Genomic DNA, 15,750 nt, shown 5'->3' on the forward strand with positions numbered 1-15,750 from the left:
TGTAGATCCCGTAGCGGCAGCCGCCTAGGTCCCGCGAGGTTCGGGTGTCGCCTCCCCGGCGGCCCCCCTCGACCCGCTCCGACCCCCTCGGTCACGCCTGCGCACCCGGGTCTTCGGCGCCCCGGTCGGTCCCGGCGTCCTTCGCCGGGGTGCGCCGGGACACCTCAATCGCTGTGATCATCTTGATCAGTGAGGCGTACGCGTCCCGGTAGGTGACCCCGATGTCGCCGAGCAGCTCGGCCGCCTTTCCGTCGGTGGTGCGCAGCAGGCCGAGCAGGATGTGCTCGGTGCCGATGTAGTTGTGCCGCATCTCCAGGGCCACGTTCAGCGCCTCCCGAAGCACGGTCTTGCTCAGCTCGGTGAACGGGATGTGCGCCGGCGGGTTCTCCGAGCCGGGCGCCAGCCTGGTCAGGACGGCACGCTCCGCCGCGTCCCGCGAGCCGACGATCTCGATCACCGCCTTGGCACCCAGTCCCTCCTCCTCCCCGAGCAGACCGAGCAAAAGGTGCTCGGTGTCCACCTGGCCGTGGCGCAGATCGCGGGCCCGCTCCTGGGCGAGTACCGTGACGTGCCGAGCCCGCTGGGTGAACCGGCTGAAGTTCGCCGGCTGCCGGACGTTGCCGGGCAGCCATCGCTGCTGCGCGGCCTGCTTGGTGACCCCCAGCGCCTCGCCGAGCTGGCTCCACGAGGTGCCGGCCTCCCGGGCCTTGGTCACGAAGTGGTCGATGAGCGAGTCACCGATGCCGCTGAGGCTGCGGGCGCGCTGCTGCGCCTCGGTGACCTTGGCCAGCGGATCGGCGTCGGTCAGATCCACATCGAGCTGTTCGATCAGGTGCCGGAGGTTCACGTTGAGTGGCGTCATAGCGTCAAGTCTGACTTGACCCTGGGGTTGCGTCAATCCCGTGTTGACGATCACGAACTGTGCAATCTTGGTGGCTTTCCCTCCTCCCACGGGGGAAAAGCCACCAAGATCTGAGAGTTATCCGCGCGCGGGGCCGTGTGGGGCGTGCGGGCCGTGCGGGCTGGGCTACGGGGTGAGGCGGTGCAGGTCTCGGGCGAACAGCGCGGCCTGCACGTGGGGCAGCCCGAGCGGCCTGGCCACGAACCGCTCCAGCCCGATCGCGAAACCGCCATGCGGCGGCATCCCGTACCGGAACGCCTGGAGATAAGAACGCCACGGATTTGAGTACGCGCCGCCGGTGGATCCAGCCGGATAAGACGACCGGACCGCCGGCCCGGGCCGGCAGTTGGTCGGACAGGACTCTTCGCATGTGACACCTCCCTCGAGGGTGTGGGCGAGAAGGGTGTCTCGCGGTGCCACCACACCTTCACCGCCGGACGAACCGGCGGCCTCATTGGTCGAACTGCGGCTCGGGAGTGTCTTCACGCGCCGGCGCCAGGCCGCCTTTCCAGCTGCCGGCGGCTCTCGGTGCTGGCGGATCGGTGCGCTACTCGGTTCCGTCATCACCGTTGCCCAGCACGGTAGCCGGACGGTTACCGGGTCGCACGCGGATTCGTGTCGCGGATCACCCGTCGTCGATCGGCTGGTCCGGGCCCCGCACCCGGTCCGGCGGACGTGACCCTCGTCGCGTAAGGCCCGCTGGCGGTCGCTTTCGGGCGCTACCGGCGTAGTCTCGGCGTCGTGACTACTGTCGCTCCCGAGGGCCGCCGCCTGCTGCGCATCGAGGCCCGAAACGCCGAGACCCCCATCGAACGCAAGCCGTCGTGGATCAAGGTCAAAGCGAGCATGGGGCCGCAGTTCACCCAGCTGCGCGGGCTGGTGCAGCGAGAGGGTCTGCACACCGTGTGCCAGGAGGCCGGCTGCCCGAACATTTACGAATGTTGGGAAGACCGCGAGGCCACCTTCCTCATCGGTGGTGACCAGTGCACCCGCCGCTGCGACTTCTGCCAGATCGACACCGGTAAGCCGGCCGAGTTCGACGCGGACGAGCCGCGCCGGGTGGCCGAGTCGGTGGCCACCATGGGCCTGCGGTACGCGACGGTGACCGGGGTCGCCCGCGACGACCTGCCCGACGGTGGCGCCTGGCTGTACGCCGAGACCGTCCGCCAGATCCACGCTCTACTGCCCGGCTGCGGGGTGGAGCTGCTGATCCCAGACTTCAACGGTGTCCCGGACCAGCTCGCCGAGGTGTTCGGCGCGCGGCCCGAGGTGCTGGCCCACAACGTGGAGACGGTGCCCCGGATCTTCCGCCGGATCCGGCCCGCGTTCCGGTACGAGCGGTCGCTGGACGTCATCACCCAGGCCCGGGCGGCCGGGATGGTGACCAAGTCCAACCTGATCCTGGGCATGGGCGAAGAGCGGGAAGAGGTCTCCCAGGCGCTGCGCGACCTGCACGACGCCGGCTGCGAGCTGCTGACCATCACCCAGTACCTGCGCCCCACCCCCCGCCATCACCCGGTCGTGCGCTGGGTCAAGCCGGAGGAGTTCGTGGAGCTGCGCGAGGAGGCACTGGAGATCGGCTTCGCCGGAGTGATGTCCGGCCCGCTGGTTCGCTCCTCCTACCGCGCGGGCCGGCTGTTCCAGCAGGCGGTCGAGGCCCGGGCCGCGACGGACTGACCCCTGGCGGTCTGCCGTCCCGACGGTCCCAGGTAGGCGGCGACCACTAGACTCTGCGCCATGGCAAAGGCAGCAGAGCCGGAGAAGGTCGGGTTCGTTCAACGACTCCGGCAGATCGGGATGGTCTTTTCGTTCACCGCCAAGCGCGACAAGCTGTTCGTCCCGCTGGTGGCGGTCGCGGTCGTCGCACCGCTGGCCATCGCGGGCGTCCTGTTCGCGGTGGGTTTCAGCTGGGCCTATCTGGTGATCGGCGTGCTCGTGGCGCTGCTGGCCGTGCTCATCGTGCTGAGGTACCGGTCCGACAAGGCGATGATGACCGAGGCCGAGGGGCAGCCGGGTGCCGCGGCGCAGATCGTGGAGTCGATGATGCGCCGGGGCGACTGGCGGGTGACCCCGGCGATCGCGTCGACCACCCAGTTCGACTTCGTCCACCTGGTGATCGGCCGGCCCGGCGTGGTCCTGCTGGCCGAGGGCAACCCGTCCCGGGTACGCAGCCTGCTCGGGCAGGAGAAGCGCCGGCTCTCGAAGGTCATCGGCACGACCGACCTGCGCGACTTCGTCATCGGCAACGGCGAGGGTGAGATTCCGCTCGGGAAGCTGCGGATGACGCTGATGAAGCTGCCGCGCACGATCACGGGCAAAGAGGTCAACGCGCTGGAGACCCGGCTCAAGGCGCTGTCCGCCCGGCCGCAGATGCCCCGGGGCGCGATCCCGAAGAACATGCGTCCGCAGAACATGCCGCGCGGCGGCGGCCGGATGCGCTAACCGGGGCGCCCCACCGCCAAGGCTCGCGTCAGCCGGCGGTGGGTCCCCCGGTCGCGGGCGTGCCGGTCACGATCGTGCCGGCCGCCCGGTCGTGCAGGCCGCGGCGCTGATCATCCATGATCAGGCACGGAATCACTATGGAGAGCAGCAGCGCCCGCAGCAGGGTGCGGGGGATGCCGGGCGCGCCGCCGGTGAAAACCGAGACACAACGGACCCCGGTCAGCTTCATCCCGGGCGTCTGCGCGAACAGCCCGATGAAGAACGTGTACTCGACGATCAGCACAACCAGAGGGGCCCAGCCCTCGCTGACCGAGCCGACGAACAGGCGCGACACCAGCAGGCACAGGATCCAGTCGATCATCAGCGCGATGAAGCGCCGCCCCAGGTTCGCCGGCTCGCCGATCGCCCTGGCTGGCCCGGAGCCCCCGGACGGGCTAGGGTACGAAGTCGATTTTGCCGAGCGCTCTGCCATGCCCGAAAGCGTAGTCTGCCTACGCGGCGCGTCGTCGCCGGATGGCCTGTGCCACATCCTGGGCGCCGTAACATGGTGGAAACACTCGAGACACGCTCGGGCAATGCCCTAGTCATAACGTCGCGACAACTATCCAGCGCCGCCGCTGACCCACCTGTGGCTGACCAGGAGGACGTGTTGTTCGCCAATTCCGAGGAACTCCTTCGGTACATCCGAGACGAAGGAGTGAAGTTTGTCGATGTCCGGTTCTGTGATCTGCCGGGTGTGATGCAGCACTTCAACGTGCCGGTCGAGTCGTTCGACGACAAGGTCTTCACCGACGGGCTCGCGTTCGACGGCTCGTCCATCCGCGGGTTCCAGCAGATCCACGAGTCCGACATGCTGCTGCTGCCGGATGCCGCCAGCGCGTTCATCGACCCGTTCCGGACCGAGAAGACCGTGGCGCTGAACTTCTTCATCCACGACCCGTTCACCCGCGAGGCGTACAGCCGGGACCCGCGCAACGTCGCGAAGAAGGCGGAGACCTACCTCGCGGCGAGCGGGATCGCGGACACGGCGTACTTCGGACCGGAGGCCGAGTTCTACATCTTCGACTCGATCCGGCACGAAACCTCGGCGAACCAGGGCTACTACTACATCGACTCGGTCGAGGGCTGGTGGAACACCGGCGCCGAGGAGCCGGGCGGCAACCGCGGGTACAAGACCGCGTACAAGGGTGGCTACTTCCCGGTGCCGCCGGTGGACCACTTCGCCGACCTGCGCGACGCGATCAGCCGGCGCCTGATCGACGCCGGGTTCACCGTGGAGCGCTCGCACCACGAGGTGGGCACCGCCGGCCAGGCCGAGATCAACTACAAGTTCTCGACGCTGCTCCACGCGGGCGACCAGTTGCAGCTGTTCAAGTACATCGTGAAGAACACCGCCTGGGCCGCCGGCAAGACCGCGACCTTCATGCCGAAGCCGCTGTTCGGTGACAACGGCTCCGGCATGCACACGCACCAGAGCCTCTGGTCGGGCGGCGAGCCGCTGTTCTACGACGAGACCGGGTACGCCGGCCTGTCGGACCTGGCTCGCTGGTACATCGGCGGCCTGCTGCACCACGCCCCGTCGCTGCTGGCCTTCACCAACCCGACGATCAACTCGTACCGCCGGCTGGTGCCGGGCTACGAGGCGCCGGTCAACCTGGTCTACTCGCAGCGCAACCGGTCGGCCTGCACCCGCATCCCGGTCACCGGCACGAACGCGAAGGCCAAGCGGATCGAGTTCCGGGTGCCGGACCCGTCCTGCAACGTGTACCTGGCCTTCTCCTCGATGCTGATGGCCGGCCTGGACGGCATCAAGAACAAGATCGAGCCGCCGGAGCCGATCGACAAGGACCTGTACGACCTGCCGCCGGACGAGTTCGCGAACGTGACTCAGGTGCCGGGCTCGCTGGAGAAGGTGCTGGAGGCGCTGGAGGCCGACAACGGGTACCTCCAGGAGGGTGGCGTGTTCACGTCCGACCTGATCTCGACCTGGGTCGACTACAAGCGCGCCAACGAGATCGACCCGGTCCGGCTGCGCCCGACCCCGCACGAGTTCGCCATGTACTACGACGTCTGATCCCGCGCTCCTCTGATCAGGAGAGACGCATCAGGCACCACCCCGGCACAAGCCGGGTACGGATGACGACGGAAGGCTATCGCCCTCGGCGCCCAGCGCGAGGTCGATAGCCTTTCCCGTCTTTTCCTCGCTGGGCCCCGTGAACACCACATGCTTGACGCCGGTGCCCCAGTGGATCGGCGGCTGGAGGGCTAGCGACTGTCGTAGGCCGACCGGGCCCGCTCAACATCGTCCATGTTCGGTCGGCTCCAGGCTCGTACCGCATTCAACGGTTGGAGTAGCGACCGGCCGAGCCGCACCAGCCTCAGACGTTGCCGAGTATTGCGGGCCAGCAGTACGGATAACCACGCGCCCGGCTCCGCCCATGATCGCCTCTGCTACGGTACCTGCCGTCCATATTGTTCCCTGGAAAGAGGTATTGGCGAATGGTGCGTTCGCTCAAGAACACCATGGTGGCAGCCGCCGCCACGGTCCTCGCGTCGATCGGTCTCGTCACCGTGTCGCAGGCCCCGGCCAGCGCCGCGTACGGCTGCTCCGGCACCCTGATCGACACCTACACGCTGAAGACCTCGGCACTGGAAGGCAACCTGACGTACGGCAACATCCAGCTCTACTACTCCAGCGCCAACAGCGGCACCGACTGTGCCGTGAACGTGGCCACCACCGCGGGCGGCGCCGGCCACGCCAAGCAAATGTCCGTCGATATCGACAAGTGCGACGAGGACGTCCCCGGAATCTGTGCCAGCAGCACTTTCGACGGCGACGTGGGGCAATACCTCAGCTACGCCGGGCCGGTCCAGGTGACCGGCACGAACGGCCACTGCGTCTCGCTCGAGGGCCTCATCTCCTACAACGACAGGACCGCGCAGCTCAAGGGCACTGGCGCCACCCACTGCCGCTGACGCCAACTCCGCTCTCCGACTGAGGTCGATCATGGACTCGCGGTGCCCGCGATCCACGAGGGCCTGGCCGCTCAGTCAAACCGGTAGAGCAGCGAGTCTCGCTGGTCCTGTTCGACCTCGGCGAGTGTCAGGTCGGGGTCGCGCTGGTGAGCGAGTGCGACCTCGGCCGCCGTCGGCTGGTCCTCCTTGCGGGGCCATGCCTCCGGTCGCCACATCTTCGCCCTGACGAATGCCTTGGGACAGTGGACATATACCTCGTCGGCCCGCACCACCAGTGCGGTCTTCGGCGGCTTACCCACCGGGGTCAGTCGCACCAGCAGGTCTTCCTCGGCGGTGATCCAGGCAGCACCGTTCACCCGTAGCGTGGTGTCCCGGCCCGGGATGACAAAGTCGAGTCCGGCGTGTCCGTTGGCGAGGATATTGCGATAGCTGTCCAGCCGATTGTTGCCGGTCGCATCTGGGATCGCCAGATGATGCTCGTCGAGGACCGTCACGCAGCCGGGGGTTCCCCCGCGAGGGCCGACGTCACAGCGCCCCTCGGCGTCACTGGTCGCGACAAACACCACGGGCGAGACCGCGATGAGCCGGCTACGCCGGATACGGGCCGGGCTCGTCCGGCTCGCTGCGCTGGGTCATGCGTGCGATTGTGGCGCACCGGCCCGACGATCGGGTGCCCGCGACGCACATCCCCCGCTAGACCCCTAATCGGCGTCTGTCGAGCTTATAGCCCATCGACACATGCGGAACTAGGATCGCTCGGCGTGAGCGAGGACGAGTCGACCCCGGTCGAGCGCGCGGTCGATGAGCGGGCGTTGCCCGAGGACCGGGAGATTCCCGTACAACAGGCACGGGACACGCTGCCCGAACCAGAAGAGGCCCGGGAATCCGGCGACGCGCCACCACGGCCGGGCGGCAGGCGTTCCCGTCCCCGCCGCCGCCTGCGGCGGGCCCTCGCCTGGTCGCTGGGGGTGGTGCTGGTACTCGTCCTGGCCGCGGCCGGCGGCGGTGTGTGGGCGGTACGGACGGCGTTCCCGCAGTACGGTGGCCAGCTGCACCTGGCCGGGCTGAGCGCTCCGGTCACCGTGTACTACGACGCCCACGCCATCCCACAGGTGTACGCGGCCAACGCCGCCGACCTGTTCACCGCGCAGGGGTACGTGCAGGCGCAGGAGCGCTTCTGGGAGATGGACTTCCGCCGGCACCTGACCAGCGGTCGGCTCGCCGAGATGTTCGGCTCCTCGCAGCTGGAGACGGACGCGTACCTGCGCACCATGGGCTGGCGGCGAGTGGCCGAGCAGGAGTGGAATCTGGTCAGCCCGCAGACCCGCACGTACCTGCGGGACTACGCGAACGGGGTGAACGCGTACCTGCGCACGCACGGGGCGAGCGCGATCAGCCTTGAGTACAGTGTGCTGAAGCTGAGCGACCCCGGCTACCGGATCGCGCCGTGGGATCCGATCGACTCGCTGGCCTGGCTCAAGGCGCTCGCCTGGGATCTGCGCGGCAACATGAGCGACGAGATCGAACGGGCCAGCCTGCTGGCCGCCGGCCTGTCCCGGAACCAGGTCGAGCAGCTCTACCCGGAGTACCCGTACGACCAGCACAGCCCGATCGTGACCACGCCGACCCCGGCGACCAAGACCGCCGCCGGCACCGCCAGCAATGCCGGCACCACCGGCAGCGGAGCCGCGGCGGACGACGGGACGACAACCGGTGGCGGCTCGGTGCCGGCCGGCACGTTGGCGGCCGCCGCGCCGGTGCTGGCCGACGTCGACCAGGCCGTGCGGCAACTGCCCGACCTCGTCGGTGACGACCTGCCCGGCATCGGCTCCAACTCGTGGGTCATCTCGGGTGCGCACACCACCACGGGCAAGCCGATCCTCGCCAACGATCCGCACCTCGAACCGTCGATGCCCGGCATCTGGTACCAGATGGGGCTGCACTGCACGTGCGAGTACAACGTCGAGGGTTTCACCTTCTCCGGGGTACCCGGCGTGGTCATCGGGCACAACTCCCGGATCGCGTGGGGCTTCACCAACCTGGACCCGGATGTCAGCGACCTGTACCTGGAAAAGGTGCGCGGCAACCAGTACGAAGTGGACGGTCAGTGGCGGGATCTCCAGATCCGTAGGGAGACCATCAAGGTGGCCGGCGGGAAGCCGGTGACGCTGACCATCCGCACCACCGACAACGGGCCGTTGCTGTCCGACGCCTCGGCGGAGCTGCGCGCGATCGGCGTCAAACCCGACGTGGACCCGAGCGGCGCGCCGGCGTCCAGCGCGGCGACCCCCGATCCGGACGCGGGCGCCACCGGCTACGCGGTCGCGCTGCGCTGGACGGCGCTGGAGCCGGGGCGGACGATGGACGCGCTGTTCACGCTGGACAAGGCGGCGAACTGGGATCAGTTCCGGGACGCCGCGAAGATGTTCGAGGTGCCCGCGCAGAACCTGGTGTACGCGGACGTCGACGGCAACATCGGGTACCAGTCGCCGGGCAAGATTCCGGTCCGCGGCAAGGGTGACGGGCGCTGGCCAGCACCGGGGTGGGACTCGTCGTACGACTGGACCGGCTACCTTCCGTTCGACGAGCTGCCGTCGGAGTTCAACCCGCCGCAGGGCTTCATCGCGACGGCCAACCAGGCGGTCATCAACCCCGCGGACTATCCGCACTTCCTCACCGACGACTGGACCGACGGGTACCGCAGCCAGCGCATCATGGACATGATCTCCTCGACCATCTCCAGCGGCTCCGACGTGTCAGTGGCCGACGTGCAGCGCATGCAGTTCGACAACCGCAACGGATTGGCCCCGGCCCTGGTGCCGGCGCTGCTGGCCGTGCCGCAGCGGGGAGCGGCGGCCAGGGCGCAGGGCCTGTTGCGTGGCTGGGACTTCCAGGAGCCGGCCGACGGCGACTCGGACAGCGTGACGGGGCGGGACTCGGCGGCCGCCGCGTACTTCAACGTGGTCTGGCGTCAACTGCTGGCGAAGACGTTCGACGAGCTGCCGGCCGACCGCAAGCCGGACGGCAGCGACCGCTGGTGGCTGGTGATGACGAACCTGTTGAGCCAGCCGGACTCGCCCTGGTGGGATGACAAGTCCACGCCGAAGGTGGAGACCCGCGACGACATTCTGGCCTCGGCCATGACGGCGGCCACCGGCGAGCTGACCAAGCGGCTGGGCTCCGATCCCACGTCCTGGCGGTGGGGTGCGATCCACACCCTGTACGTGCAGAACCAGTCGCTGGGCACGTCGGGCATCGGCCCGATCGAGTGGCTGTTCAACTACGGCCCGGTCGGCGTGTCCGGGGGCAGCAACATCGTCAACGCCACCGGATGGGACCCGTCCGTCGGGTACCAGGTGAACGCCGTCCCCTCGATGCGAATGATCGTCGACATGTCCAATCTGGACAGTTCGCGGTGGATCCAGCTGACCGGCGAGTCCGGGCACGCGTTCAGCCCCCACTACCACGACCAGTTGGATCTGTGGCGCACCGGCAAGACGCTGCCGATGCGCTGGGACAAGGCGGGCATCGCATCGTCCTCAATGGACAGTCTCACGTTGAAACCGTAGCCGCGTCCGGCTCAGCCGTGGAACACCCGCTCGAAGACCTGCCGGGCCCGGCGCGCGGTGCGCAGGTAGTCGTCGACGAACTCGCCACTGTCGCCGCCGCCCAGCGTCGCCACCAGCCCGGCCAACTCGGTGCCCTGCCGGGGTAGCTGGTCGGACGGCCGGCCACGCACCAGCATGAGCGCGTTGCGCACCCGGGAGGCGGAGCGCCAGGCCACGGCCAGGGCGGTGGCGTCCGCACCGTCGATCAGCTCGGCGCGGCGGGCTGCCTCCAGGGCCGGCAGGGTACGGGTGGTGCGCAGCTCCGGAACGGTGCCGGCATGCCGCAACTGGAGCAGCTGTACCGTCCACTCCACGTCGGCCAGGCCGCCCCGGCCGAGCTTGGCGTGGGTGGCCGGGTCCGAGCCACGCGGCAGCCGCTCGCTGTCCACCCTGGCCTTGATCCGGCGGATCTCGACCACCTGGTCGCGGGAGAGCCCACCGGCCGGGTAGCGGACCTGGTCGGCCAGCGTGAGGAACCGCTGCCCCAGCTCGGCGTCACCGGCCACGAACCTGGCCCGCAGCAACGCCTGCGCCTCCCAGACCCTCGACCATCGGGCGTAGTACTGGGTGTACGCGGCGAGGCTGCGCACCAGCGGCCCCTGCCGCCCCTCCGGGCGCAGGTCGGCGTCGACGCCCAGCGGCGGGTCGGGCGCGGGCGCGGCCAGCAGGGTGCGCAGCTGCTCGGCGATCCCGTTGGCCAGACCGCTGGCCTCGTCGTCGCGCATGCCGGCCGGCGGTTCGTACACGAACAGCACGTCGGCGTCGGACGGGTAGCTCATCTCGTACCCGCCCAGCCGCCCCATGCCGATGATGGCGAACGGCAGCCCGGCACGGTTGGTGACGGCCAGGGCACCGATCAGCGTGCCGTCGGCGATGTCGCCCAGCGCCGCGCCGACGGCCTCGATGTCCAGCCGGCCGAGCAGGTCCGCGCAGGCGACCCGGAACAGCTCCCGGCGGCGTAGCGCGCGGATCGCCCCGATCGCGGTGGTCGGCTCCTCGTGCCGGGTACCCGCGGAGACGAAGCCCTCCAGCAGCCGTTGCCGGTCGCGCGGCACCAGCTCCGCGTCGTCGGCGAGCAGCCGCAACGCCTCCGGGTCGCGGCTGAGCAGGTCGGTCACGTAGCGGGACAGGCCGAGCAGCCGGGCCAGCCGCAGCGCGACCGGGCCCTCGTCGCGCAGCACCCGCAGGTACCACGGGGTGGCGCCGAGCTTCTCCGACACCTGCCGGTACGCCAGCAGCCCGCGGTCCGGCTCCGGCGCGTCGGCGAACGCGGACAACAGCGCGGGCAGCAGCTGCCGCTGGATGGCCGCGGTGCGGGACACGCCGCCGATGAGCGCCTGGATGTGGCGCAGCGCGCTGGCCGGGTCGACGAATCCGAGCACCTCCAGGCGCGCCCGGGCGGCGTCCGGGGTCAGCCGCAGGTCGTCGGTGGGCACCCGGGCCACGGCCTCCAGCAGCGGCCGGTACAGCAGCTTGGCGTGCAGGCGGCGCACCTCGGCCGCGTGCGCCACCCAGTCGGCCCGGAACGCCTCGACCGCGTCGCGGCCGGAGCCGCCGCGGTAGCCCATGGCCTGCGCCAGCCAGCGCAGCGCGCCGGGGTCGGCCGGTACCGTGTGGGTGCGTCGCAGCTTCTGTAGTTGCAGCCGGTGCTCGACGGTGCGCAGGAACTGGTACGCCCGGTCCAGCGCCTCCCCGTCGGGCCGGCCCACGTACCCGCGGGCGGTCAGCTCCCGCAGACCATCCAATGTGGAGGGTGTGCGCAGCGCCTCGTCGGCCCGGCCGTGCACCAACTGCAGCAGCTGCACGGCGAACTCGATGTCACGCAGGCCGCCGGGGCCGCGCTTGATCTCCCGATCCCGTTCGGCCGCCGGGATCGCGTCGGCGATCCGGCGTCGCATGGCCCGGATGTCGGCGACCGCCTCGGGCCGCTCGGCGGCGTGCCAGATCAACGGCTGGAGTTCGTCGAGCCACCGGGCGCCCAGGGCCCGGTCCCCGGCCGCCGGCCGGGCCTTGAGCAGCGCCTGGAACTCCCAGGTGCGCGCCCATTTCCGGTAGTAGCTCAGGTGGCTGGCCAGCGTGCGGACCAGCGGGCCGTGGTTGCCCTCCGGGCGCAGCGCGGCGTCGACCGGCCAGGCCACCTGCGCGCAGATCTCGATGAGCCGGGCGGCGATCGCCGTGGTGTGGCCCAGATCCTCGTCCGAGGCGGCCACGAAGATCACATCGACGTCGGAGACGTAGTTGAGCTCCCGGCCGCCGCACTTGCCCATGGCGATCACCGCGAGCGGGGTGTCGACGTCGCCGCCGGCCAGCGTGAACGCGGCGGACAGGGTGGCGTCGGCCAGCGCGGACAGCGCGGTCATGGCCTGTTCGAGGTCGAGCGCGCCGGTCAGGTCGCCGGCCGCGATGCGCAGCAGGCTGCGCCGGTAGGCCATGCGCAGCCGGGCCACGCTTTCGCCCTGAAAGTTCAGCGCGTACCCGGTGGGGGTCCGCAGCGTCCGCCACTCCCCCGGGTTGGCCGCCAGATGGTCGCCCAGCGTGTCGCTGGCGCCGAGCACGGCCAGCAGCCGGGCCCGCAGGCTGCGGTTGGTGCGCAGGCTGGCCAGCAGCCCGGCCTCCTCGGGTGCGGCCGGCCCAGCATGCCGCTCCGCCTCGGCGATCCGGCACAGCTGGCGCAGGGCGAGGTCGGGGTCGGCCACCCGGGACAGTGCCTCCAGCACGGTGGCCGCGCCCTCGTCGGCCGGCCGCTGCCCCGCCTCGTCCCACAGCCGCAGCTGCTCCGGCCCGAGCATCACCCGGGCCCGCTCCACGTCGACCAGCCCGTACCGGGCCAGGCGCCCGGCCGCGCTGGCCGGCCGACCGCTTCGTCCGACGTCGACCATGATCAGGGCTCGAGCAGCGGTAACTGGCGCCCGGCCGGGCCGGGTGGCGGCGTGGCCAGCTCACCCTTGGCGACGGCGGCGAACCGCTCGGCGAACGGTTGCCACGCCTCCTCGAGGTCCACCATGATCAAATTGCATGCGTCAACCACCACCTCGGGATCGTAGCCAAGCTCGTCGATCAGAGCCCGCTCGTTCTCCACCCAGTTGGCGATCATCGCGTCGTCGCACTCGATGTGAAACTGGACACCCCAGGCCCGGCCGCCGATCCGGAAGGCCTGGTGCGGGTAGCGCGTCGAGGCGGCCAGCAGGGTGGCGCCCAGGGGCAGCTCGGTGATCTCGTCCGAGTGCCACTGCAACACGTCCGGGGCCATCGGCACCGGGGCCCACAGCGGATCCCGATCGGCGGCGTCGCGCTTGCCGACCAGGGCCGGGCCGATCTCCGGGCCCGACTCGCTGCGCTCCACCATCCCGCCGTGGGCGCTGGCGAGCAGCTGTGCGCCCAGACACACCGCGAGCGTGGGCACCTCGTACCGGACCGCCTTGCGCAGCAGCCCCTCCAGCGCCGGGAACCAGTGCTCGGCCGGGCGGCCGTCGGGCCCCGGGTACGCCTGCTGGGCGCCGCCCATCACCACCAGCGCGGCGTAGCCGTCGAGCGTGTCGGGCAGCGGGTCGCCGGCGTGCGGCCGGACGGTCTCCAGGGCCAGCCCGGAACCGGTCAACCACTCGCCAAGCCGTCGAATGTCATCGGAAGGGTCGTTTTCGATCACCAGAGTCCGGTTGTTGGCCACGCTGTCGAGGTTATCCGGCTAGTCTCGCGTGTCATGTCGAGGCTCACCATCCGGCGCCCGCCCGCGCTGCGGGCCGGCGACACGGTCGCGGTGGTGGCGCCCTCCGGACCGGTGCGCCCGGAGCGGATCGCCCAGGGACTCGCGCTGCTCGAGAGCTGGGGCCTCACGGTGGTACCCGGCGCCGAGGTGTACGCCCGGCACGGTTACCTGGCCGGCACCGACACCCAGCGTGGCGCCGCCCTGGCCTGGGCGCTGACCGACCCGGCGATCCGCGGGGTGTTCTGCGCCCGGGGCGGCTACGGCGCCCAGCGCGTCGTCGACGGGCTGGACCTGGCCGGCATCGGCCGGGACCCGAAGCTCGTGGTCGGCTTCTCCGACATCACCGCGCTGCACCTGGCACTGTGGCGGGGCGCCCGGCTGGCCAGCGTGCACGGGCCGGTGCTGACCCAGCTGACGGAGGAGTTCCCGGCGGTCTCGGTGGCGGCGCTGCGCACCGCGATCATGAGTGAGCAGCCGGTGCTGCTGCACCGGGAGCCGGAGGCGGAGACCGGGTCGGTGACCGTACCGGGGCCGCCGGTCACCGGTACTCTGCTCGGCGGCAACCTGTGCCTGCTCGCCGCGTCGCTCGGCACGCCCGACCTGCCGCCCCTGGACGGGGCGATCCTCATGATCGAGGAGGTCGAGGAGCCGCCGTACAAGGTCGACCGGATGCTCACCCAGCTGCGCCGGGCCGGGGTACTGCGGGGCGTGGCCGGCATCGCGGTCGGCCAGTTCACCGACTGCGCGGACGAGTGGCCCATGTCCATTGTGGACGTTCTTCTGGACCGGCTCGGCGACCTGGGGGTACCGGTGCTCGGCGGGCTGCCGTTCGGCCACGGCGAGGCGGCGCGCAGCGTGCCGGTCGGCGTACCGGCGACGCTGGACGTGTCCGCCGGCACGCTGACCGTCTCCCCCGCGGTCGAGCAGCCGCGCTGACCCCGCCCGGGGCCGGAGCGTGTTCCCGGTCACGTCGCCGACCGTCACGCCCCCGCCCGGCCGCCCCGTCAGCGTCGCGACAGGCTCGACGGACTCCCGGCCGAACTCCACCGGTAACGTAAAATCACGAGCGTGAATCAAGATCAACTCGCCGGGCAGGTGGCGGGCGACACGATGGTGACCCGGCTCGCCCTCGACCACCTCCGCTCGGCGGCGGTGCGCCGGGAGACCTACTGCGGGCCGTGGTTGGCCGGACCGGTGCTGACCGCGGACGCGGCGCTCGGCCCGATGGAAACGGCCGAGCAGCGGGACTCGCTGTCGACGGCGACCATGCGGCTGCTGGAGCAGCTGACCCCGCCGGAGCGCGGCGTGTTCGTGCTGCGCGCCGCGTTCGAGATGCCGTACGAGGACATCGCCGAGGTGCTCGACGTGACCGCGGGCGCCAACGTGCCAGTGGCCGACGCGTCGGCCACCGCCGGGCCGGGGCGGGCGGCCCTGACCGGGACGGGCGGCCCCACCGGGCCGGAGCCGACCGGCACCGAGCCCACCGGGCCGGAGCCGATCGGGCCCCGACCGATCGAGCTGGAGCCCGGCGGGCCGACCCCGGGCGGGCCGGGCCGGGGCCGGCTGGTGGCCGGCCTGCGGCGCCGGTGGCGCTGGCTGTTCCTGACCGCCGCGGTGCTGGCCGCCGTCCTGACCGTGCTTCCGGACCTGCGCTTCGGCGACGGCAACGCACCGACCACTGTCGTGCACGTGGCGGTGCCTCCCTTGCGGCCGGCCTCGGTGGCCATCGCCGGCTACGGGTTCGAAATCGACGGCGACCAGCTGATGCTGTGGCTGCGGGTGCGCAATTCCGGTCCGCGCGACGCGACGCTGACGCAGCCGGCGGTCGAGTCGACGCCGGGCGTCACCCTCGTTTCCGAGGGCTTCACCGCCGACCAGGATCCCGCCGGCCAGCCCGCGCCGAACCGCGAGGTGCCGGCCGGGGGCCTCGCCCGGGTGGTGGTGCGGTACACGGTCGACTGCGCCGAGGTGCTGCGGCCATGGCCGTACCTGGGCACGGTGTCGGTGTTCGTCGACGACGACGTGGACGGCGGCCTCTCCCTGCTGACGCCGCCCACCGGGCCGGCCCGCCCGTCGCCGCTACCCTGCCCGGGGACCGGCGGCTGAGCCGTACGCGG

Annotated in this window: 13 protein-coding genes; 7 read left to right on the plus strand and 6 right to left on the minus strand. The window is 70.9% G+C overall.

What is annotated here, in order from left to right; translation table 11 throughout:
- Positions 1-91: 91 nt before the first annotated feature.
- Both ABEA87_RS12570 and ABEA87_RS42595 read right to left on the minus strand, forming a co-directional pair.
- The gene (locus ABEA87_RS12570; protein ID WP_345629089.1) at positions 92-862 is read right to left on the minus strand and encodes a Clp protease N-terminal domain-containing protein; all 771 of its coding nucleotides are present in this window, start codon (positions 860-862) and stop codon (positions 92-94) included.
- Positions 863-1,027: 165 nt separating this feature from the next.
- Positions 1,028-1,465 carry an amino acid--tRNA ligase-related protein gene (locus ABEA87_RS42595; RefSeq protein ID WP_425570874.1) on the minus strand — a complete coding sequence of 146 codons (438 nt, stop codon included), beginning with the start codon at positions 1,463-1,465 and terminating at the stop codon, positions 1,028-1,030.
- A gap of 177 nt (positions 1,466-1,642) precedes the next feature.
- On the opposite strand from ABEA87_RS42595, the gene lipA reads away from it, so the two are divergent.
- Both lipA and ABEA87_RS12585 read left to right on the plus strand, forming a co-directional pair.
- Positions 1,643-2,578: a lipoyl synthase gene (lipA, locus tag ABEA87_RS12580; RefSeq protein WP_345629090.1), complete on the plus strand. Its 936-nt coding sequence runs from the start codon at positions 1,643-1,645 to the stop codon at positions 2,576-2,578.
- 60 nt (positions 2,579-2,638) lie between these two features.
- Entirely contained in the window at positions 2,639-3,343 is a 705-nt protein-coding gene (locus tag ABEA87_RS12585; protein ID WP_345629092.1) for a DUF4191 domain-containing protein, read from the plus strand.
- A gap of 28 nt (positions 3,344-3,371) precedes the next feature.
- On the opposite strand, the gene ABEA87_RS12590 is transcribed toward ABEA87_RS12585, so the two are convergent.
- Positions 3,372-3,815, minus strand: a complete 444-nt coding sequence (locus ABEA87_RS12590) for an RDD family protein (protein ID WP_425570857.1) — start codon at positions 3,813-3,815, stop codon at positions 3,372-3,374.
- A gap of 177 nt (positions 3,816-3,992) precedes the next feature.
- Between ABEA87_RS12590 and glnA the strand changes: the two genes are divergently transcribed.
- Positions 3,993-5,417, plus strand: a complete 1,425-nt coding sequence (gene glnA / locus ABEA87_RS12595) for a type I glutamate--ammonia ligase (protein ID WP_345629094.1) — start codon at positions 3,993-3,995, stop codon at positions 5,415-5,417.
- A 425-nt stretch (positions 5,418-5,842) separates the two neighbouring features.
- On the plus strand, positions 5,843-6,319 hold the full coding sequence (locus ABEA87_RS12600; RefSeq protein ID WP_345629096.1) for a hypothetical protein: 477 nt from the start codon (positions 5,843-5,845) through the stop codon (positions 6,317-6,319).
- 71 nt (positions 6,320-6,390) lie between these two features.
- On the opposite strand, the gene ABEA87_RS12605 is transcribed toward ABEA87_RS12600, so the two are convergent.
- Positions 6,391-6,918 carry an MSMEG_1061 family FMN-dependent PPOX-type flavoprotein gene (locus tag ABEA87_RS12605; protein WP_345629578.1) on the minus strand — a complete coding sequence of 176 codons (528 nt, stop codon included), beginning with the start codon at positions 6,916-6,918 and terminating at the stop codon, positions 6,391-6,393.
- Between the two features lie 363 nt (positions 6,919-7,281).
- Between ABEA87_RS12605 and ABEA87_RS12610 the strand changes: the two genes are divergently transcribed.
- Positions 7,282-9,888 carry a penicillin acylase family protein gene (locus ABEA87_RS12610; RefSeq protein ID WP_425570875.1) on the plus strand — a complete coding sequence of 869 codons (2,607 nt, stop codon included), beginning with the start codon at positions 7,282-7,284 and terminating at the stop codon, positions 9,886-9,888.
- An 11-nt stretch (positions 9,889-9,899) separates the two neighbouring features.
- Here the strand turns inward: ABEA87_RS12610 and ABEA87_RS12615 are convergent, their stop codons facing one another.
- Together ABEA87_RS12615 and ABEA87_RS12620 are read right to left on the minus strand one after the other, a co-directional pair.
- Complete coding sequence (locus ABEA87_RS12615; RefSeq protein WP_345629098.1) at positions 9,900-12,806, minus strand: bifunctional [glutamine synthetase] adenylyltransferase/[glutamine synthetase]-adenylyl-L-tyrosine phosphorylase; 2,907 nt, start codon at positions 12,804-12,806, stop codon at positions 9,900-9,902.
- 2 nt (positions 12,807-12,808) lie between these two features.
- Entirely contained in the window at positions 12,809-13,594 is a 786-nt protein-coding gene (locus ABEA87_RS12620; RefSeq protein WP_345629100.1) for a type 1 glutamine amidotransferase, read from the minus strand.
- Between the two features lie 33 nt (positions 13,595-13,627).
- Between ABEA87_RS12620 and ABEA87_RS12625 the strand changes: the two genes are divergently transcribed.
- Positions 13,628-14,569, plus strand: coding sequence for a S66 peptidase family protein (locus ABEA87_RS12625; protein WP_345629101.1), 942 nt, complete (start codon positions 13,628-13,630; stop codon positions 14,567-14,569).
- A gap of 132 nt (positions 14,570-14,701) precedes the next feature.
- Positions 14,702-15,739 carry a sigma factor-like helix-turn-helix DNA-binding protein gene (locus ABEA87_RS12630; protein WP_345629103.1) on the plus strand — a complete coding sequence of 346 codons (1,038 nt, stop codon included), beginning with the start codon at positions 14,702-14,704 and terminating at the stop codon, positions 15,737-15,739.
- Positions 15,740-15,750: the final 11 nt, after the last annotated feature.

The organism is Rugosimonospora acidiphila, assembly GCF_039543385.1.
Taxonomy (GTDB): Bacteria; Actinomycetota; Actinomycetes; order Mycobacteriales; family Micromonosporaceae; genus Rugosimonospora; species Rugosimonospora acidiphila.

Excerpts from the sequence above, each read along its gene's own strand:
- ABEA87_RS12625 (WP_345629101.1), top strand. The coding sequence starts at position 13,628 with ATGTCGAGGCTCACCATCCGGCGCCCGCCCGCGCTGCGGGCCGGCGAC.
- ABEA87_RS12600 (WP_345629096.1), top strand. The coding sequence starts at position 5,843 with ATGGTGCGTTCGCTCAAGAACACCATGGTGGCAGCCGCCGCCACGGTC.
- ABEA87_RS12615 (WP_345629098.1), bottom strand. The coding sequence starts at position 12,806 with ATGGTCGACGTCGGACGAAGCGGTCGGCCGGCCAGCGCGGCCGGGCGC.
- ABEA87_RS12570 (WP_345629089.1), bottom strand. The coding sequence starts at position 862 with ATGACGCCACTCAACGTGAACCTCCGGCACCTGATCGAACAGCTCGAT.
- ABEA87_RS42595 (WP_425570874.1), bottom strand. The coding sequence starts at position 1,465 with ATGACGGAACCGAGTAGCGCACCGATCCGCCAGCACCGAGAGCCGCCG.
- ABEA87_RS12590 (WP_425570857.1), bottom strand. The coding sequence starts at position 3,815 with ATGGCAGAGCGCTCGGCAAAATCGACTTCGTACCCTAGCCCGTCCGGG.
- ABEA87_RS12585 (WP_345629092.1), top strand. The coding sequence starts at position 2,639 with ATGGCAAAGGCAGCAGAGCCGGAGAAGGTCGGGTTCGTTCAACGACTC.